The organism is Phaeobacter italicus (assembly GCF_019801785.1).
GTDB classification, from domain to species: Bacteria; Pseudomonadota; Alphaproteobacteria; order Rhodobacterales; family Rhodobacteraceae; genus Phaeobacter; species Phaeobacter italicus.
In genome coordinates, this window is record NZ_JAHVIJ010000001.1 from 83,774 (window position 1) to 103,689 (window position 19,916).

The 19,916-nt window shown below is 61.2% G+C and carries 16 protein-coding genes; 9 read left to right on the forward strand and 7 right to left on the reverse strand.

The genetic code is table 11. The features are described from left to right. Positions 1-46 precede the first annotated feature (46 nt). Entirely contained in the window at positions 47-2,407 is a 2,361-nt protein-coding gene (locus KUV39_RS00410) for a Tex family protein (protein WP_222458641.1), read from the forward strand. A 29-nt stretch (positions 2,408-2,436) separates the two neighbouring features. On the opposite strand, the gene KUV39_RS00415 is transcribed toward KUV39_RS00410, so the two are convergent. Beyond that, on the reverse strand, positions 2,437-3,771 hold the full coding sequence (locus KUV39_RS00415) for a hypothetical protein (protein WP_244998185.1): 1,335 nt from the start codon (positions 3,769-3,771) through the stop codon (positions 2,437-2,439). 219 nt (positions 3,772-3,990) lie between these two features. Further along, complete coding sequence (gene pepN, locus KUV39_RS00420) at positions 3,991-6,555, reverse strand: aminopeptidase N (RefSeq protein ID WP_222458642.1); 2,565 nt, start codon at positions 6,553-6,555, stop codon at positions 3,991-3,993. Positions 6,556-6,676: 121 nt separating this feature from the next. On the opposite strand from pepN, the gene KUV39_RS00425 reads away from it, so the two are divergent. The 5 genes from KUV39_RS00425 to KUV39_RS00445 all read left to right on the forward strand — a co-directional run bounded on the left by KUV39_RS00425 (position 6,677) and on the right by KUV39_RS00445 (position 11,327). Beyond that, complete coding sequence (locus KUV39_RS00425) at positions 6,677-6,877, forward strand: hypothetical protein (RefSeq protein ID WP_008562736.1); 201 nt, start codon at positions 6,677-6,679, stop codon at positions 6,875-6,877. A gap of 233 nt (positions 6,878-7,110) precedes the next feature. Then, positions 7,111-9,243, forward strand: coding sequence for a malate synthase G (locus tag KUV39_RS00430; protein ID WP_222458643.1), 2,133 nt, complete (start codon positions 7,111-7,113; stop codon positions 9,241-9,243). A gap of 82 nt (positions 9,244-9,325) precedes the next feature. Beyond that, positions 9,326-9,751: a GlcG/HbpS family heme-binding protein gene (locus tag KUV39_RS00435; RefSeq protein WP_008560639.1), complete on the forward strand. Its 426-nt coding sequence runs from the start codon at positions 9,326-9,328 to the stop codon at positions 9,749-9,751. 256 nt (positions 9,752-10,007) lie between these two features. Next, positions 10,008-10,796 (forward strand): gamma-glutamyl-gamma-aminobutyrate hydrolase family protein, encoded by a 789-nt coding sequence (locus tag KUV39_RS00440; RefSeq protein WP_008559569.1) that lies wholly within the window; start codon positions 10,008-10,010, stop codon positions 10,794-10,796. A 24-nt stretch (positions 10,797-10,820) separates the two neighbouring features. Beyond that, positions 10,821-11,327, forward strand: coding sequence for a GNAT family N-acetyltransferase (locus KUV39_RS00445; protein WP_222458644.1), 507 nt, complete (start codon positions 10,821-10,823; stop codon positions 11,325-11,327). A 62-nt stretch (positions 11,328-11,389) separates the two neighbouring features. Here the strand turns inward: KUV39_RS00445 and KUV39_RS00450 are convergent, their stop codons facing one another. Then, a complete protein-coding gene (locus KUV39_RS00450) occupies positions 11,390-13,630 on the reverse strand; it encodes a xanthine dehydrogenase family protein molybdopterin-binding subunit (protein WP_222458645.1) in 2,241 nt (746 codons plus the stop codon). Between the two features lie 3 nt (positions 13,631-13,633). Then, a complete protein-coding gene (locus KUV39_RS00455) occupies positions 13,634-14,098 on the reverse strand; it encodes a (2Fe-2S)-binding protein (protein ID WP_008561710.1) in 465 nt (154 codons plus the stop codon). A gap of 108 nt (positions 14,099-14,206) precedes the next feature. On the opposite strand from KUV39_RS00455, the gene KUV39_RS00460 reads away from it, so the two are divergent. Beyond that, positions 14,207-14,782, forward strand: coding sequence for a TetR/AcrR family transcriptional regulator (locus tag KUV39_RS00460; RefSeq protein ID WP_306315113.1), 576 nt, complete (start codon positions 14,207-14,209; stop codon positions 14,780-14,782). A gap of 43 nt (positions 14,783-14,825) precedes the next feature. Here the strand turns inward: KUV39_RS00460 and kynA are convergent, their stop codons facing one another. From kynA to KUV39_RS00475, 3 genes are all read right to left on the reverse strand, one after another. Then, a complete protein-coding gene (gene kynA / locus KUV39_RS00465; protein WP_222458646.1) occupies positions 14,826-15,659 on the reverse strand; it encodes a tryptophan 2,3-dioxygenase in 834 nt (277 codons plus the stop codon). Between the two features lie 157 nt (positions 15,660-15,816). Beyond that, complete coding sequence (kynU, locus tag KUV39_RS00470; protein WP_222459034.1) at positions 15,817-17,010, reverse strand: kynureninase; 1,194 nt, start codon at positions 17,008-17,010, stop codon at positions 15,817-15,819. 164 nt (positions 17,011-17,174) lie between these two features. Then, the gene (locus tag KUV39_RS00475) at positions 17,175-17,927 is read right to left on the reverse strand and encodes an SDR family NAD(P)-dependent oxidoreductase (protein ID WP_008561623.1); all 753 of its coding nucleotides are present in this window, start codon (positions 17,925-17,927) and stop codon (positions 17,175-17,177) included. Positions 17,928-18,159: 232 nt separating this feature from the next. On the opposite strand from KUV39_RS00475, the gene KUV39_RS00480 reads away from it, so the two are divergent. Together KUV39_RS00480 and KUV39_RS00485 are read left to right on the forward strand one after the other, a co-directional pair. Then, positions 18,160-19,125, forward strand: coding sequence for an MBL fold metallo-hydrolase (locus tag KUV39_RS00480; protein WP_222458647.1), 966 nt, complete (start codon positions 18,160-18,162; stop codon positions 19,123-19,125). Positions 19,126-19,391: 266 nt separating this feature from the next. Beyond that, positions 19,392-19,856 (forward strand): methyltransferase family protein, encoded by a 465-nt coding sequence (locus KUV39_RS00485; RefSeq protein ID WP_222458648.1) that lies wholly within the window; start codon positions 19,392-19,394, stop codon positions 19,854-19,856. The last annotated feature ends 60 nt before the right edge of the window (positions 19,857-19,916 follow it).

Sequence of the window (19,916 nt, forward strand, 5' to 3'; positions counted from 1 at the left end):
GGCCGCGGCTAAGAAAGACCTCCAAGAATAAGAAGGAGCAGCCGCCTTGGACACATCCACCCGCATCAGCCAGACCATAGCCACGGAAATTGGCGCTGCTCCGAAACAGGTGAATGCCGCCGTGGCGCTGCTGGACGAAGGCGCCACCGTGCCATTTGTCGCGCGTTACCGAAAAGAGGCGACGGGTGGTCTGGATGATACCCAGCTGCGCACGCTAGCGGAGCGGTTGGAATATCTGCGCGAGCTGGAAAAGCGGCGCGGGGCCATCCTAGACTCGATCAGATCGCAGGACAAGCTGACCGACGATCTGGCCACGTCCATCGCCAAGGCCGAGACCAAGGCGCAGCTGGAGGACATCTATCTGCCCTACAAGCCCAAGCGACGCACCAAGGCGATGATCGCAAAGGAAAACGGGCTGGAGCCGTTGGCAGATGCCATCCTGGCCGACCGCAACGCCGACCCGGAGAAACTGGCCGAAGCCTATGTCACCGAGGCGGTGGCGACGGTGAAGGACGCGCTGAATGGCGCGCGCGATATCCTGACCGAGCAGCTGACGGAGAATGCCGAGTTGCTGGGCCGCTTGCGCGAGTTCATGCAGCGCGAGGCCGTGCTGAGCGCAAAGGTGGTCGAGGGCAAGGAGCAGGAAGGCGCCAAGTTCTCTGACTATTTCGCCCATTCCGAGCGCTGGGCGGATGTGCCCTCGCACCGGGCGCTGGCGATGCTGCGCGGATCGAACGAGGGCGTTCTGACGCTGGACGTTGGACCAGAGCCCGAAGAGGGCGCTGCGCGGGCCGAGGCGATGGTTGCCGCCGTGCTGGGCGCGAGCGGCACAGGGCCCGGCGACATCTGGCTGCGCAAAGTCGCGGGCTGGTGTTGGCGGGTCAAGCTGTCATTGTCGATGATGTTGGAGCTGATGGGCGATCTGCGCGCCCGCGCACAGGATGACGCCATTCAGGTTTTTGCGCGCAATCTCAAGGACCTGTTGTTTGCAGCGCCAGCCGGTGCGCGTCCGACCCTCGGGCTGGACCCGGGCATTCGCACCGGCGTCAAGGCGGCGGTGGTTGATGCGACGGGGAAATTGGTGGCCACCGAGACCCTGTACCCGTTTCAGCCAAAGAACGATCTGCGCGGCGCGCAGGTGTCGATTGTGAAGCTGATTGCCGAACACGGCGTGGAGCTGATCGCCATCGGCAACGGTACCGCCAGCCGCGAAACCGAAAAGATGGTGGCGGAGGTGCTGAAACATCTCCCCGCGAAGGTGAAGGCTCCGACCAAAGTGGTGGTGAGCGAGGCCGGGGCCTCGGTTTATTCCGCCTCTGAACTGGCGGCGCGGGAGTTCCCGGATTTGGACGTGAGCCTGCGTGGGGCCGTGTCGATTGCCCGGCGCCTGCAGGACCCGCTGGCGGAGCTGGTGAAGATCGAACCCAAGAGCATCGGTGTGGGTCAGTATCAGCACGACGTCGACCAGCACAAACTGTCGAAATCGCTTGAGGCAGTCATCGAGGATGTGGTGAACGCCGTTGGCGTTGATCTCAACATGGCGTCTGCGCCGCTGTTGAGCCATGTCTCGGGCCTTGGCCCCGGTCTGGCAGAAGCGATTGTGGCGCACCGCGACATGAACGGGGCGTTTGCCACGCGCAAGGAGCTGCTGAAGGTGGCGCGCCTTGGTCCCAAGGCGTTTGAACAATGTGCGGGCTTTCTGCGTATCCGCGCCGGCAAGGAGCCGCTGGATGCGTCCTCTGTCCACCCCGAAAGCTATGATGTGGCGCGCAAGATCGTGGCCGCCTGTGGGCGCGACATCCGTCAGATCATGGGCGACGGTGCAGCGCTCAAATCCCTGCGGGCAGAGGAATTCGTCGGCGGCGATGTCGGTCTGCCCACTGTGCGGGATATCTTTGCGGAACTGGAAAAGCCGGGCCGTGACCCGCGTCCGTCGTTTGTGACGGCATCGTTCAAAGACGGGGTTGAGGAGATCACGGACCTGAAGCCCGGCATGGTGCTGGAGGGCACGGTGACCAACGTGGCGGCCTTTGGCGCGTTTGTGGACATTGGCGTGCATCAGGACGGGCTGGTGCATGTGAGCCAGCTGGCCGACAGGTTTGTGAAAGACCCCCATGAGGTGGTGAAAACCGGTCAGGTGGTCAAGGTCACCGTCACCGAGGTCGACGTGCCGCGCAAGCGGATTGGCCTGACCATGAAGAAAGACGGTGGCGCCTCGGCCAACGAAGAGCGCAACGCGCGCGGACCGGCCAAAGGCGCAGGGCCACGGCGCGGTGGCGGCAAAGCGGGAGGAGCGCAAGGTGGCAAAGGCCGCATGTCCGCTGGCCCCAAGGGCGGCGGTCAGGGTTCTGGCCAGAATACCGGTGCCTTGGGCGCGGCGCTGATGGATGCGTTCAAGAAGAAATAGCAGGTCGGGGCAGGCTTCAGGGCCTGCCCTTAATCTGATGTGACGCGCAATCCGCTGGCGGAGAACTCCACGCGCTGACCGGCTTCTATCTCGCGGCTGAACAGCTTGGCGATAAAGGCAAGCGCGTCCTTGCGGCCGTGATCTGCAAATCGGCGTGGCGATGCGATGCGCAGGTTGTTGTCAAAGCGTTGTGCGGCGTGGGCCCAGATCAGCGGGTGAATCTCGCGCAGGTGATCGCGGATTAACCAGTTGGCGGCCTTTGCAATATCTTCGCGTTTGGCGGCCTGAATGCGCTCTGCATCTTCCATGTAGCGCAGCGCCACCGCGCAATAGGACGCGAGAAGATTGACCATTTCCTGATCCGGGCGTCGGTCTAGAATGTCGCGCAACCCATCCGTGAAGAAGGGGATATCGACCCGCGCGGAGGCTTCGGGATCCAGCGCGAGCGCATCGAAATAGACCCAAGTGTAGGCGCCGGCGCCCCATGTCGCCTCTGTCCGGGCGGCGGTGCGGCGGGCTTCCAGCTCAAGCGCGGGATAAGAACCGAACCAGCGGGGCAGCATATGGGTGCCCAGGCTGCGCATGTGGCGGTGGTTGTCGGGATCGAGATCGATCAGGGCGGCAAAATCATCCGCGATCTGAACCGGGGTGCCTGCCTGCTGACCGGCAAAAAGAGCGCATTTCGCGGCTGCGATGAAAGGGCTGTCCAGGGCAACGCCGTCAAGAGGATGCAAAAGCGCTGCGGCGCGATCAAAATGGGCCGCACAGCGCTGGCCATTGGCGACGGTGATGGACAGGACATCGGAATATCCGCGCCAGATCCAGGCCACATCGATATGAGCCAGCGCCACCAGAGTGCGCAGATAAGGGTCATCGCGGTGGTCGGCGCACATTGCCTCCAGTCCCATGATGCCCTCGATCATCTTGCGACGATCACCGGCATGGCCGAGGCTGAGCTTGTGTTCGACCGCATTCACCACGTCACTGCGCGCCCCGTGGGCCAGCAGCTCTGCGACGGGCATGCCGTGGGTCGTATTGTGGCGGGCCGTATCGGCGGCCCTGATCAGATCTGACAGGTCATCCCAGCGATCCTGACGGGCCAGAAATTGCCCTTTGTCTTGCAGCGGGGCGTGATCGGCGTCGGTGTCTGAGGGGTCGCAAACCGGCACGATGAGCCGGTCATGGTCGCCAGACTGCGGAATGATCTGTGGCGGCCCGCTGCGGTTGTTCTGTGTGTCGACGGGATGATCGGAAACCAATTCGCCATCGTGATCGCGCCGCCCGTCATCGCGGGATCCGCCAAGGGGCAGAGAGGCAATCACATGTCGCAACATGGTGCGCGCGGGTCCGGTTTTTTTGAGCATGGTTCTTCCGCAAGATGGCAGCATTTCCTGTGTTCAAAAGGTGCCTTTCCAATGGGGCGCAATCATGGCGGGAGCGCGGCCAAGCTGGCATCTATTAAGAATTTCCGATGGCATCACGCGGGTGTTTTTGCGGGGTTGGAAACAAAAACGGCCCGCCTCGTCAGACTGTCGCTGAAACGAGGCGGGCTGGTGAGATTCCGCTGGGGCTGATGAGACGGATCAGGCGCTAAGCATGCGGCTGACCATCTCGTGGGTGTCCCGGCTCAGGCCGCTGGTGGCGAGGATCCGCTCCAGTTCTGCCTGAATTTGCGCCTGACGCTTGCTGTCGTAACGCTTCCAGGTCTGGAAGGCGGCGCACATGCGGGCGGTGGTCTGCGGGTTCACGCTGTCCAGCGCGATCAGGTTTTCGGCCAAGAGCTGATAGCCCGCGCCGCTTGCGTGGTGGAACCCTGCGTGATTGCCCGCCAGCGCGCCCATGACAGCGCGGAAGCGGTTGGGGTTCTTCATGCTGAACAGCGGGTGTTGTGTCAGCTCCTTGGCAGTGGCGGCTGTGGCCTCTGGCGCTGCGCAAGCAATCTGCAGGGCAAACCATTTGTCCATCACCAGCCGGTCGTCCTGCCACTGCTCAAAGAACGCCTTGCTTTGCGCCTCGCCCTTTTCGGCCTTCATCAATGCGGCCAGCGCGGCATATTGCTGGGTCATGTTGTCGGCAGAGGCGTATTGACGGGCCGCTTGCTCGCCTCCGTCCAGCCGGGTCAGCAGCGACAGGATGCGGGAGTTGAGGGCGCGCTTGCCCGCACCGTCGGCATCCGGAACATAGAGCCCTTCAACGGTGGTTGCGGCATAAAGACGGGGCAGGCTGGTTTCCAGCTGCTGCGCCAGCGTCTGGGTAAAGGTCTCTGCCGCATCATAGATCGTTTGCGGATCGGGCGTGTGGCCGCGCTCATGCAGGGTTTGGGCAATGTCCGACTGGCTGGGCGGCGATAGCACCAGCGCACGGAAGGCCGGGTCCTGTTCGTCATCGCGCACCAGTTTTTCCAGCGCATCCAGATAGGCCGCATCGGGGGCGGCACCATCCAGCACCATGGCAACCCGCACTTCCTTGGCCAGCGCATTGCCGGCCTCCCAGCGGTTGAAGGGGTCGGTGTCGTGCGCCAGCAAGAAAGCGCGCTCAGAATTGGTGGTTTCGCGCTCTAGTATCACCGGGGCGGAGAATTCGCGCAGGATGGAAGGCACCGGTTTGGAGGCGAGACCGTCAAAGGTAAAGCTCTGCTTGGCCTCGGTCAGCTCCAGCACTTGCGTGCCGCGCACCTCGTCGCCGTTGGGGGACAACAGGCCCACTGCCATCGGGATCACTCGCGGCGCCTTCTCCGGCTGGCCGGGGGTCGGGGGCGTCGATTGCTCGAATGTCAGGGTGTAGGTGCCATCGGCGTAGTCTTCCGTGACCTTAACCCGTGGGGTGCCCGCCTGACTGTACCACAGTTTGAACTGGCTGAGGTCGCGTCCGGTGGCATCCTCGAACACCTTCAGCCAGTCCTCGATGGTGCAGGCCTGGCCGTCGTGGCGCTCAAAATACAGGTTCAGCGCCTTGTAGTAGTTGTCATCGCCCACCAGCCGCTTGAGCATACCGATGACCTCGGCGCCTTTTTCATAGACGGTGGCGGTGTAGAAGTTGTTGATCTCCTGAAACTCTTCAGGGCGCGGAGGATGGGCGAGGGGGCCGCCATCCTCCGGGAACTGGCGGGCGCGCAGGGCGATGACGTCTTCGATCCGCTTCACCGGCTCCGATCGCATGTCGGCGGTGAACTGGGCGTCGCGGAAAACGGTCAGCCCTTCCTTGAGGCACAGCTGGAACCAGTCGCGGCAGGTAATGCGGTTGCCGGTCCAGTTGTGGAAATACTCATGCGCGATGATTGCCTCGATGCGTTCGAAATTGGCATCTGTGGACGTCTCAGGCGAGGCCAGAACGCAGGAGGAGTTGAAAATATTCAGCCCCTTGTTCTCCATCGCGCCCATGTTGAAGTCATCGACGGCAACGATGTTGAACAGATCAAGGTCGTATTCCAGACCATAGACGTCCTCGTCCCATTTCATGGACTTCTTCAGCGCCTCCATGCCGAAGGCGCATTTGCCCTCATCCCCTGGACGGACCCAGATGTTCAGCTCCACGTCCTTGCCGGACTTGGTGGTAAAGCTGCCGGGGTGGTTCACCAGATCGCCCGCCACCAGTGCAAACAGATAGGCCGGTTTCGGCCAGGGATCGTGCCATTCGGCCCAGCCTTCGCCCGCACCTGTCGGATTGCCGTTGGACAGCATCACCGGTTCGTCGCCTTCGATCCGCACGGTGAAAGTGGACATCACGTCGGGGCGGTCGGGATAATAGGTGATCTTGCGGAAGCCCTCGGCCTCGCATTGGGTGCAATACATGCCGTTTGACATATAGAGCCCTTCCAGCGCGGTATTGGCGGCGGGATCAATCTCGACTTCGGCTTCCCACAGGAAAGACGTGCGGGGTACGTCGCATTCCAGCCCGCCATCTACAAGGCGCGCAGTGACAGGGGTGCCGTCGATCTTGGCAGAGATCAGCGACAGCTGTTCGCCGTGCAGAAAGAACCGGTTGTCTTCGGCGTCGGCTTTGGGGTTAAAGCGGATCGCGCTATGCACTTTGGTTGCGTTTGGCGACAGCTGAAAGGTCAGTTTGACCGACTCCACCTCATAGCCGAAGGGCTTGTAATCTTTCAGGTAAAACGTCTGCGGTGCGGCATTGGGCGCGGCATCATTCATGTTTTTTTCCTATTGCGTGGAACCCGGACGGGTCGGTCAGCGTATGTTTTTCAAGCATATGTACCAGCGGCTGCGGCCCCGCGCCAGCAACCGCGCAAACTTGTAGACAAAGGAGCGACCCATGTCGGCACCTGACACCAATGTTGAACGCGAAGAAAAACGCCACAAGCCCGCCCTGCTGGGGATCCGCGGCGTGGTTGTCGCGGTCCTGGTGATGTTTGCGATTTTCCTCCTGTGGGTTTTCAACAAAGGCGGCGAGCAGGACGCCGTGGCGCCCCTGGATGTCCCCGCGCAAGCGGAAGTGAGCACCATTGGCAGCTGACCTGTTCAGCACCATCAGAATTCCTCCCCGACTGGCCCGGCATTCATTTGCCGGGTTTTTTTCTGTTCGTGGGATGGTTTAAGCCGGAATGAGCGCCATATCCGGAATATCTGTTTTGAATTTTTGAAGCTGTTTCGTGAAAATTGGTAAACTAATATTACCAGTGGCGTTGCCGATAGGAAACTTTTGGTGTATCCCAAAGGCGAAAACGCGCAAATGAGGAGGATCGCCCGATGAGTGGCATGCAGGAACGTCATGGCATGAAGGTTGCCGATACGCTGGTGTCCTTTGTTGAGGACAAGGCACTGCCAGGAACCGGTGTCGATGCCGACGCGTTCTGGGCGGGGCTGTCCGGTCTGGTAAACGGCATGGGCGATGAAAATCGCGCGCTGCTGGAAAAACGCGCTGATCTGCAGGGGCGGATCGATGCCTGGCATGTCGCCAACAAGGGCAAGGCCCATGACGAGGCGGCCTATGAAGCGTTCCTGCGCGAGATTGGCTATCTGTTGTCCGAAGGGGATGACTTTGAGATCGAGACACAGAATGTCGATCCGGAAATTGCCAATGTGCCCGGCCCGCAGCTGGTGGTGCCGATCACCAATGCACGCTTTGCCCTGAATGCGGCCAACGCACGTTGGGGCAGCCTGTATGATGCGCTTTATGGCACCGATGCGATGGGTGACCTGCCAGAAGGCAAAGGGTACGACGCGGCGCGCGGTGCTCGGGTGATTGCTTGGGGGCGTGGCTTCCTTGATCAGACTTTCCCGCTTGCAGAGGGGTCCTGGAACGATTGCACGGCGCTTAGGGTTGAAGGTGGCGCGCTGGTTCCGGCGTTGAAGGATTCAGCGCAGTTTGCAGGCTATGACGGCGAGGCGGATGCGCCGACCAAGATCCTGCTGAAAAACAACGGTCTGCATGCTGTTGTTGTGATCGACAAGGCGGGCAACATCGGCAAGGGCGATCAGGCCGGGATCAATGATATCATTCTGGAATCCGCGCTTTCTACCATCATGGACTGCGAAGATTCCGTGGCTTGCGTCGACAGCGAAGACAAGGTGACCGCCTATTCCAACTGGCTTGGCCTGATGAAGCGCGATCTGGCCGAAGAGGTCACCAAGGGTGGCGAAACCTTTACCCGCGTTCTGAACGAGGATCTGGCATTCAAGGCGCCAGACGGCTCTGGTCTGGTGCTCAAGGGGCGTTCGTTGCTGTTAGTGCGCAATGTCGGCCATCTGATGACCAACCCGGCTGTTCTGGACAGTGAAGGCCGTGAAGCTGGCGAGGGCTTCATGGATGCGATGATCACGGTTCTTTGCGCCATGCATGATCTCAAATCCGAAGGCGGCAACTCTGTCCACGGATCGGTCTATGTGGTTAAGCCCAAGATGCACGGCCCCGAAGAAGTGGCCTTTACCGACCGTATCTTTGACCATGTCGAGGACGCGCTGGGCCTGCCGCGGCACACGGTGAAGATCGGTATCATGGATGAAGAGCGTCGCACCTCCGTGAACCTCAAGGAGTGTATCCGGGCTGCAAAGCACCGCGTGGCCTTTATCAACACGGGCTTCCTGGATCGCACCGGCGACGAAATCCATACCTCGATGGAAGCAGGGCCGATGATGCGCAAGGGCGAGATGAAAGCGACGCCCTGGATCGCCTCTTATGAGGATCGCAACGTGGACATCGGTCTGGCCTGTGGCCTCAAGGGGCGGGCGCAGATCGGCAAGGGCATGTGGGCGATGCCGGACCGCATGGGAGAAATGCTGGAGGCCAAGATCGGTCATCCGAAATCGGGCGCGACCTGTGCCTGGGTGCCGTCGCCGACCGCTGCGACGCTGCATGCCACGCACTATCACCGCGTCAACGTGCATGACGTGCAGGATCAACTGAAGGCAGGCGGCGCGCGCGGTACCTTGGCGGACCTGCTGACCATTCCGGTGATGCAGGGGGAAAACCTCTCTGACGCAGATATCGCGCAGGAAATCGAAAACAACGCACAAGGCATCTTGGGCTATGTTGTGCGCTGGGTCGATCAGGGCGTGGGCTGTTCCAAAGTGCCGGACATCCACAATGTCGGCCTGATGGAAGATCGGGCGACCTGCCGGATTTCCAGCCAGGCGCTTGCCAACTGGCTGCACCACGGGGTGGTGAGCGAGGAGCAGGTCATGGCGGCAATGCAGAAGATGGCCGCCGTAGTGGACAAGCAGAACGAAGGCGACCCGGCCTATCGCCCGATGGCGCCCGGTTTTGACGGGGTTGCGTTCCAGGCGGCGTGCGATCTGGTGTTCCGTGGTCGCGTTCAGCCGTCGGGGTATACCGAGCCCGTGCTGCACGCCCGCCGACTGGAGCTGAAGGCGCAGAGCTGAGCGTTGATTTGAGACCAAGAGGGCCGGGCAGAGTTGCCTGGCCCTTTTTGCACATACGAAAGACCAATCAGGGAAGATCGACATGACTATTTCTTTGGAGCATGCACGCACCATCATCGAAGCCACCCGCGCCAAGGGGCGTGAACTGGGGCTGAAGCCCCTGTCCGTCGTGGTCTTGGACGCTGGTGGCCATGTGCTGGCTTTTGAACGCGAAGACGGTGCTGCACCGGGGCGGTTTGCGATCGCTCAGGGCAAGGCCTATGGCTCTGTCATGCTGGGGATGGCGGGCTCGGCGCAGATGGCACGGGCCGAGCAGCAGGCCTATTTCATGGCGGCGGTGAACGGCGTCTATGGCGGTCAGGTGGTGCCTGTTCCGGGCGGCGTTCTGGTGCGCGGCGAAGACGGCGGTGTGATTGGTGCAGTTGGCGTAACCGGCGATACCTCGGACAATGATGCAGAGGCCGCGATGGCGGGGATTGCCGCTGCGGGATTGAAGGGCGAGGCCTGATCCTTTCCGCGTCACCAAGCCAGACGATCAAGCAGGGCAGGGGGAGATCATTGATCCCCTCTGCCCTTATTTTTTGTGCCCCGGCCGGGCGGCAGCGGTGAAACCATCGGCAGCATCAGGGTTGTGAATTGCAACCCGGCGCGGGGACTGTAGGATGGCAGCAACCAGACATGTTGTCTGCGGCTCCCGCATTGGGGGCGATTTTGTACAAGGTAGCGGGCGGCCCGGTCGCCAGCACCCAAAAGCAGAGGTCAAAATGGTGCGACCCAAAGTCGGCATTATCGGCAATTCTTATCTGATCAACGATGACTATCCCGCACATGCGGGAGGAACCATGAACTCAGAGGCGGTGGCGGATGTGTCCGGTTGCATGCCCCTGCTGATCCCCTCCGATCCACGGTTCCTGTCGGTGGAGGAGCTGCTTGAGACCTTTGATGGCTTCCTGCTCACAGGTGGTCGACCCAACGTGCACCCCAACGAATACGGCGAATCCGCGACAGAGGCACATGGCGCCTTTGACCGGGCGCGCGACGCCATCACCTTGCCATTGGTGCGGGCCTGCGTTGAGCGGGGGCAGCCGTTTCTGGGGATCTGCCGGGGCTTTCAGGAGGTCAACGTGGCGATGGGCGGGACGCTTTATCCGGAGATTCGGGATCTTCCCGGCCGGATGAACCACCGGATGCCACCGGACGGAACGCTGGAAGAGAAATTCGCAATGCGCCACACCGTCAGCCTGACAGAGGGAGGGGTCTTTCACCAGCTGTTTGGCGCGCCCGAGGTGATGACGAATTCGCTGCATGGGCAGGGGATCAAAACACCGGGTGCACGCATCGTGATCGACGGCACCGCCCCTGACAGCACGCCCGAAGCGATTTATGTCAAGGACGCGCCGGGCTTTACCCTGGCGGTTCAATGGCACCCGGAGTGGGACGCTGCAAACGACCCGGTGTCCCGGCCATTGTTCACCGCCTTCGGAGATGCGGTCCGCGACTGGGCCTCTGGCAGGCGTTCGCTACCGGCTGGCGGGGATCGTCAGATCGCCTGACCCTTTGGCCTGTGAGGGTGTTTTATGTCTGATGCCGCGAAGGGGCGCTTGCGGACGGCGGATCCATCTGATGCTGCGGCGCTGGCGCGGGTATTTTTCCGGGCAATCCACATCGGCGCAGCCTCTGCCTATGACGACGCGCAACGCAACGCCTGGTGCCCGGCCATGCCGCCAACCGAGAGATTTGAAGACCGATTGCGCGATGGCCGCCGGACGTGGGTCTGGGTGATGCCGTTCAACGGCGAAGAGCAACCCGTGGCCTTTATTGACCTGCAGTCCAAGGGGGATGGGCTGGGCCATATTGATATGCTGTTTTGTGATCCGGATGTCGCGGGGCAGGGCATCGCGAGCAGGCTGTTTACCTATCTGGAGCAATTCGCGCGCGAGCTGCGGCTGACGTGCCTGCGGGTGGAGGCCAGTGAACTGGCCGCGCCGCTGTTCAAATCACGCGGCTTTGTTGTGCTGGAGCGGCAGGATATCCGCCGCAACGATGTCAGCTTGCACAACTACCGGATGGAAAAACACCTGTGATGGCAGAATGAAACAGGCGTTCTGGTTTGAGCGCCTGCTTGCTGTTGAGACGGCCGGTGCCCTCAGATGAGCAGATCGAAATCGTGCATCAGCGGCAGCTGTCTTGCCCGCCGACCCGTCAGGTCAAAGATCGCATTGGCCAGCGCCGGGGCGGCTGGCGGGGTGCCGGGTTCGCCCGCACCGCCCATATGCGGCTGGTTCTCCAGCAGGGCGACCTCTACCTTTGGCATGGTGTGCATGCGCAGGGCGTCATAGTCGGGGAAGTTCTGCTGCTCGACCGCGCCACCTTGAAAGGTGATTTCGCCAAAACAGGCGGCGGACAGGCCATAGACCATACCGCCGAACATCTGGGCGCGGGTGTTTTGGGGGTCGATGACACGCCCCAGATCGGCGGCGATCCATGCGTTGGTCATACGGATCTGGCCGTCCTGATCGGCCACTTCGATGACCTGCGCAACCGGTGTGCCAAAACTGTAGGCAAGGGCGACACCGCGACCGATGCCGTCTGCTGTCTTGCCGGTCCAGCCAGACATGTCGCGCACGGTTTCCAGCACTTTGGCTGCAGGCTCCCATTCGGGGCGGGCCAGTTCCAGCCGAAACTCCAACGGATCGCGACCTGCCGCATGGGCCATCTCGTCGATGATGCAATCAGAGAAGAACCCGTTGAACGATGCTCCGACCGAGCGCCAGAAACCAACCGGGATCATCGGTTTGGCCAGATAGCCCTCTACCCGAAAATTCGGGATGGCCAGCGGCTGGTTAAAGGCCGCGTCCACATGGCCCTTGTCCGGGCCGGTCATCGGCAGGCCCAGCATCCGGCCTGCGCCCTCAACCGTGGTGGATTGGGCGGCGATCTTGCCGTGGACCATGACAGCCTTGCCGTCCTTTACCGCAGCCCGGTAGCGCGCGATGGCGCCGGGGCGGTAGAAGTCATGGGACATGTCCTCTTCGCGGCTCCATGTTAGCTGCATCGGGGTGCCCGGCATTTGCAGGGCAATCTGAACCGCGCGATCTGTATAGTCGGTCTCGATCCGCCGCCCAAATCCACCGCCCAGATAGGTGGTGTTGACCTCAACTGCGTCTTTTTCCAGACCGGCGAGCGCTGCTGCGTTTTTCTGCACCACGGTCGGGCCCTGGTTCGGCGCCCAGATCTGCAGGCTGTCTCCGGTGTAAAGCGCGGTTGCGTTCATCGGCTCCATCGTGGCGTGGGCGAGGTACGGCAGGCGGTATTCAGCCTCGATCACGGTTGCGCCCTCAGGCAGCGTGTCCACATCGCCGTCATCGCGCATGGTGGAGTTGGGCGCATTGCCAAAACTGCGGGCGATTTCATCAAAGATCGCGTCGGTCGTTTCGGGGTAGGGGGCGGGATCCCAGGTGACGTCAATTGCATCAACGGCCTGCTGGGCAAGCCAGGTGTTGGTGGCCACAACCGCAACGGCATCGCCAAGATCGAGGATCTTTTCGACACCGGCCATCCCCTCGGCCGCGCTGGCGTCAAAGGCAGTCTTGCCGACACCGAAATGCGGGCTTTGCTTGATGGTTGCGAATTTCATGCCGGGCAGGCGAACGTCGACGCCGAACTCTGCAGTGCCTGTGGATTTGGCCACCATATCGATGCGTGGCACGTCCTTGCCGATCAGACGCCAGCTGGAGGCAGGGCGCAGGCCTGTTTCCACGGGCTCGATCATCGCGGCGGCAGCGGCAAGGGTGCTGTAGGACAGGCGCGTGCCATCCGGGGCGACGACATGGCCGTCCTCGGTTTTCAGTTGGTCGCGGCTGACACCAAGCTGATCTGCCGCTGCCTGCTTGAGCGTTTCGCGGGCACTGGCGCCTGCCTGGCGCATCCGATCAAACCCGTCACGCATGGAAGACGAGCCGCCGGTGACCTGCAGGTCGAGAAACTTGGACATATGGCCAACGATTTCCCCCAGAGAGTGCTGGAAGTCCGAGGCATCATAGCCGCGACCGGGCAGGGCTTCGGACATCATGGCGCTGTTGTAATAGGCCTTGGCTGCGGGGCCGTGCAGGACCGTGACCTTGGCTGGATCGACGTCCAGTTCTTCGGCGATCAAGCTCGCCCAGGAGGATTTCACGCCCTGTCCCATCTCGGCCCGTGGCGCAATCAGGGTGACACCGGATTGATCGACAAAGACAAAGGGGTTCAGCACCGCGCGCCCATCTTTTTCCTCAAGCGGATTGGGGGCGGGTTGATGATATTTATAGGTGCCAAAGGCGACGCCACCAACAATGGCAGCAGAGCCGATGAGAAAGCTGCGGCGGGCGATCTTGCGAATGCTGGCCATGACTCAGGCCTCCTTCATCATCTTGGCGGCGTCGTGGATGGCGGCGCGGATACGGGGATAGGTCCCGCAGCGGCACAGGTTGCCCTGCATCGCCTCGTCGATTTCGGCGTCACTGGGCGAAGGGTTTTCCGCCAGGAGGCTCGCGGCCTGCATGATCTGGCCGGACTGGCAGTACCCACATTGCGCCACCTGATTGGCCACCCAGGCCTGTTGTACGGCGGCCATTGTGTCGGGGGTGCCGATCCCTTCGATGGTGGTGACGTCGCCCCACACATCGGACAATGCCACCTGACAGGAGCGAACCGCCTCGCCATCGATATGCACTGTACAGGCACCGCAGGCCGCAACGCCGCAGCCGAATTTTGTGCCGGTCAGGCCGACCTCATCGCGCAGAACCCACAGGAGCGGTACGTCGTCTGGTAGATCAACCTGATGTGTGATCCCGTTGATGCGGAGAGTCGTGGACATGCTGTGTCCTTTCTGAGCTGGCTGCAGGGCTTGCTGACAAAATGGTGCTAAACTGTCAGGGTGTCAATTGACAAAATTCGCCTCAACTGTCAGAAGCAGGTCATGGACATGCCGCAGATCGATCCCAAACAGCGTAACATTCTGGAATCCGCTTGGGCGGCCTTTGCGACCTATGGGTTTCGCAAGACGTCAATGGACGACATTGCCAAACGGGCAGGGATGTCGCGGCCTGCGGTCTATCTGCATTTCAAGAACAAGACCGCGATCCTCAAGGCGCTGATTGATGCCTATTACGCGGATACCTCGGAGGCGGTCCGTTCCGCGCTCACTGCCGAAGGCCCGATAGAGAGCAGGATCCTGTCAGCCTTCGAGGCCCAGGGCGGGGCGGCGATGGAGGCGATGCTGAGCACGCCGCATGGAATGGAGACACTGGAGGCGAGCCTGAGTACCGCAGCCGACCACATCGAAGCAGGCGAAGCGCTGTTGCGTGCGGTCTATGCCGAATGGCTGGAAGAGATGGATCGTGCAGCTGCCGTGCGGCTGCCGGGTCCGCCAGCAGAGGTCGCGCGCGCCTTTTGCAGCGCGATGAAGGGGGTAAAGCATACCTCGCCCGATTATGCCGCCTACCGCGCGGGCGTGCGGCAGCTCGCGCTGTTGGTCGCCGCTGCACTGGTCCCGCGATAGGGCTGGCAGGCCATGATTTGGCCTGCCGCTTTTTGGCTCTGCGTCAGAGCGAAGTGCGCAGGTGCCAGAGTTCGGGGAACAGTTCCACCTCCAGCATCCGTTTCAGATAGCTGACCCCACCGGTGCCGCCGGTGCCGCGTTTGAACCCGATCACCCGTTCTACCGTGGTCACGTGGTTGAAGCGCCAGCGGCGGAAGTAGTCCTCGAAATCCACCAGCTTTTCGGCCAGTTCGTAAAGATCCCAATGGGTCTCGGTGTTGCGGTAGACCTCGCTCCAGGCGGCTTCGACTGCGGGGTGGGGCGTGTAGGCCTCTGACAGATCGCGGTTCAGCACCTCGGCGGGCAGATCAAACCGCTTGGCCAAGCTGCGCAAGGCCACATCATAAAGCGATGGCTGGCTCAGCTCTTCCTCCAGCAAGGCCATAATATCGGGGCGGTGGGCATGGGGGCGCAGCATGGCCTTGTTGCGATTGCCCAGCATGAACTCGATCTGGCGGTACTGATGCGACTGAAAGCCAGAGCTTTGGCCCAGCTCATCCCGAAAGGCGGTGTAGTCCGAGGGCGTCATGGTGCGCAGCACGTCCCAGGCCGAGTTCAGTTGCTCAAAGATGCGGGCAACGCGGGCGAGCATCTTGAAGGCCTCGTGTGGTTTGTTGTCCAGCAGGCGGCTGCGCGCGGCGGTCAACTCGTGGATGGCGAGGCGCATCCACAGTTCCGAGGTCTGATGCTGGATGATGAACAGCATCTCGTCATGGGTGTTGGTCCAGGTTTTCTGCGCGTTCAGCAGCGTGTCGAGCGACAGGTAGTCGCCATAGGACATGCGCCCGTCAAACGACATCTGCGCGCCTTCCTTGGCGGGATCATAAGGGGTGGACATGGAAAGGCTCCTTGGTGTTCCGGTAGTATATCAGATTGCGGAAACAAGGGCCTTTCTGGTGTTGAGCGTGCCGCATTGGGCCAGCCGTCGCCACAGGGCGACCCAGCCCGCAGGACGGCAGAGCGGCACGCGATATGTGTGATGGCGGATCATCAGATCAGGTGACGGCGTTGCGCGTTTTATACTCTGGCCGGTCCCAGAGTGCGTTGGTCATCACATCTTCGATGATATCAACAGCGGCCCGCACGTCGCCCTCGTCAATATAAAGCGGGGTAAAGCCAAAGCGCATGATATCAGGCGCGCGGAAGTCGCCAACCACGCCACGGGCAATGAGCGCCTGCATGGCGGCGTAGCCTTCGTGGAAACGGAAAGAGACCTGGCTGCCACGGCCCGCCCCGTCACGGGGGGAGGCAAGGGTGAGATCGGGGCAGCGGGCTTCGACCTCAGTGATGAACAGATCGCAAAGTTCGATGGATTTGGCGCGCACATCGGCCATGTCGGCCATGTCCCAGATATCCATCGACGACTCAAGTGCGGCGAGTTGCAACACAGGGGGCGTGCCGACCCGCATACGTTCGATGCCGTTGCCGGGCTTGTAGTTCAGATCGAAATCAAAGGGTGCGGCGTGGCCCAGCCAACCGGACAGGGCCGGGCGGGCGGCATCTGCGTGGCGGGGGGCGACGTAGATGAAGGCGGGGCCACCGGGGCCGCTGTTGAGGTATTTATAGGTGCAGCCGACCGCGAAATCCGCCTTGCACCCCGCCAGATCCACGGGCAGCGCGCCTGCGGAGTGTGCCAGATCCCAAACCGTCACAACACCGGCAGCATGGGCCTGTTCTGTCAGTGCCTTCATGTCGTGTTTGCGTCCGGTGCGATAATCGACTTCGGTCAGCATCAAAACGGCGACGTCATCGGTGATATGGGCGCTGACCTCCTCCGGGGCGACGACGCGCAGCGTGTAGTCGGGGCCCAGCGATTTCATCAGCCCCTCAACCATATAGAGGTCGGAAGGGAAGTTGCCGCTGTCGGACAGAACCACCTTGCGGGTGGGGTTCAGTTCCAGCGCGGACGCAACGGCCTGATAGACTTTGATCGACAGCGTGTCGCCCATCACGACGTGACCTGGTTCGGCCCCGATCAGCCGGGCAATCCGGTCGCCGATTGCCGTGGGTTTCTGCATCCAGCCGGCCTTGTTCCAGCCGGTGATCAGCATTTCGCCCCATTCATCCTCGATTGTGTGGCGCACACGTTCCGCAGTGGCGCGCGGCATCGGCCCCAGCGAATTGCCGTCGAGGTAAATCATGCCTTCCGGCAGCGCGAACATGGCCTTGGTTGCGGCGAAATCAGTCATCGGATCCCCATCAGTTGATGAGCGGACGGGTGCCTTGCTCATTTGTTTTATGCTTAAAGCTTTTATCGTCGTATCCGATATTCAAAACCCTGTCCAGCGCTTTGGGGCAGCGCATTGGGCGGGGCTTTGAACTGAGGTTTGAACTGGGCTTGGCTGGTTCCTGATCAGGTCTGACCACCTGCAATTTCGATGGTCTGCCCGTTGATCGACTGCGAGCCGGGGCCGCAAAGCCACAGCAGCGCCGCGGCCACTTCATCCGGCAGGATCAGGCGTTTGTGGCGATTGGCAGAGACCATGATCTTGAGCGCATCTTCTTCACTGACGCCAGCACGCTGGGAGATAGAGGTCACGTTCCGGTCGATGATCGGGGTATCGACGTAGCCGGGGCAGAGCGCGTTGAACGTGTAGGGCGTGCCAAGATAATCCTCGCTCAGCGATCGTGTCAGGCCGATGAGCCCATGTTTGCTGGCCGAATAGCAAGGAGCCCCCTGCAACCCGCGCAGCCCCGCAATGGAGGAGACGGTAACAACGCGGCCCCAATCGGTCTGGCGCATGGACTTCATGGATTCGCGGATGGTCAGAAAGGCGCCATCCAGATTGGTCGCCATCATGTTGCGCCAGAACTCCATCGACATCTTGTGCAACGCCTTGCCCTCGGCAATGCCTGCATTGGGCACACAGATCTGGATCGGCCCCCGGGCGGCAGTGGCGGCGTCGATCTTGGCGATGACATCTGCCTCGTCCCGGACATCCATCGCGAGCGGATGCAGTCCATCTGTCGCGACCTCTTCCAGCACTTCCTGTCGGCGGCCGGTAATCGTGACCTCAGCCCCCTGATCGGCGAGCGCCTTTGCCATAGCGAGGCCAATGCCTGTGCCGCCGCCGGTGATCAACGCGTGTTTTCCCTGAAGTGTCATGGCTTTGCCTCGCTTATTGTGGAACGCGCACGGTCCATGTGACCGCGGCCTCTGGTTGTAACCCAGCCTATCGGAGAGCTGTATCGAGGCAAGTTCGCCGTTCCGTCACTTTGCCCGTTGCCGCATTCGGGGCGCGGCGAGGTCAGGGGGCGGTTCCGTTGTTTACACTTATATTCCCATGTGTGAATGTGATTTCAAACCGAGCGGTTTACGACATTTCAGGGAGAGAAAGATGAAAGTGATTGCCCAGAGACTGACCCTTGGTCTGGCTGCGCTGTTGGTGGCGCCGACTGCCGGACTGGCGAGCGAAGACATCGCGGATCAATACCCCCAGTCCGAACTCTATTCCAAACCGGTCGAGGTGATCCCCCATGTGTTCTCGGCTATCGGGGCCACTGCGCCCCCGACCTATGAAAATGCAGGTCACAACAACAACCTCAGCTTTATTGTGACCTCTGAGGGGGTCGTTGTCATAAATGCCGGGGCGTCCGATGCGCTGGCGGCGGCGGTTCATCAGGAGATCAGGAATGTGACAGATCAGCCTGTTGTGCTGGTGATCAATGAAAACGGCCAAGGTCACGCGATGCTGGGCAATGGCTATTGGCGGGATCAGGGCGTGGATGTGCTGGCCCATGTGGATGCCACAGCTGAAGTCCGCGAAAACGGTGATTTCATCCTGCAGCGGATGCAGGCCTACAACAAGGACCGTGCAGGGCAGACACGGATTGAACCTGCCAACCTGTCGTTTGAGGATCGCTATGATCTGGCGCTTGGTGGGGTCGAAATCCAAGTTCTGCATCTGGGGCCGGCCCATGATCCGGGTGACACCCAGGTCTGGTTGCCGCAATGGGGCATGATGATTGCCGGCGACATCGCCTTTCACGAACGGATGCTGCCAATCTTTGAACACACCTGCACCAGTTGCTGGATCGACACCTGGCAAGAGCGCTTTGAAGCCTATGCCCCGACCTATGTCATTCCGGGGCACGGACATCCGACCAATATGGACCAGGTCCGCCGCTATACTCTGGATTACCTGCTGGATCTGCGGGGCAAGATTGGCACCCATATCGAAGAGGGGGGTGACCTCGCTTCGGCCTATTATGTCGATCAAAGCCGCTGGGAGGGGCTTGATACCTTCGAGGAGCTCGCGACCAAAAATGCCGGGCGCGTTTTCGAGGAGATGGAGTGGGAGTGAGCCCGATCCGGCGCGGCCGCCCCTGTGATGGCAGGGGCGGAGGATTTTTCACAGTGAACGGAATGCGAAAGTATACGTAGCCATTCGCGACATTCTGTGCAGGATCATGCCGCAAACCGGAACGGATTCGCCGTTTTGATGCAATTTTGGGCAATCTGTCCTTATCATTCGAAAGCACCGGCAGAAGGGTGGACCTTCTGTCCGGTTGAGGGAAAACTGCCGCCAATGTGCGTGATTTTTGACAAGATGCTGGCAGGACGCCTCCCATGAAATCCTGGATCGATACACCGCCGGTCTGGTTGTTCGGCTTTGCCGGGCTTGCATGGGTGCAGGCAAATCTGTGGCATTTTGGTCTCAGCCTGCGTGGGGCTGGCGGCGGCTGGGTTATCAGTCTTCTGAGCGGCCTGTTGATTGGCGGGGGTGTCATCCTGATCCTATTGGCCGTGGTTGAGATGCGCCGCCAGAAAACGACGGTGCACCCACACGGCGAGCCAAGCCATCTGGTTCAGTCCGGGATCTTCAAACGCAGCCGAAACCCGATTTATCTGGGCGATTGCCTTTTGTTGCTGGGGTTGGTCCTGCGCTTTGACGCGGTGCTGTCCTTGGCGTTGCTGCCGTTGTTTGTCTGGGTGCTGGAGCGCCGCTTTATCATTCCGGAAGAAAGAAAGTTGCGGCGTCAGTTTCGGGCAGACTGGGCGCGCTACGAACAGAAAACGCGACGTTGGCTGTGATGAAATTGCGGCAGCGCAGCGAAATAGCGCGGCGACGCAGCGAAACGGTTGCGCAAAAAT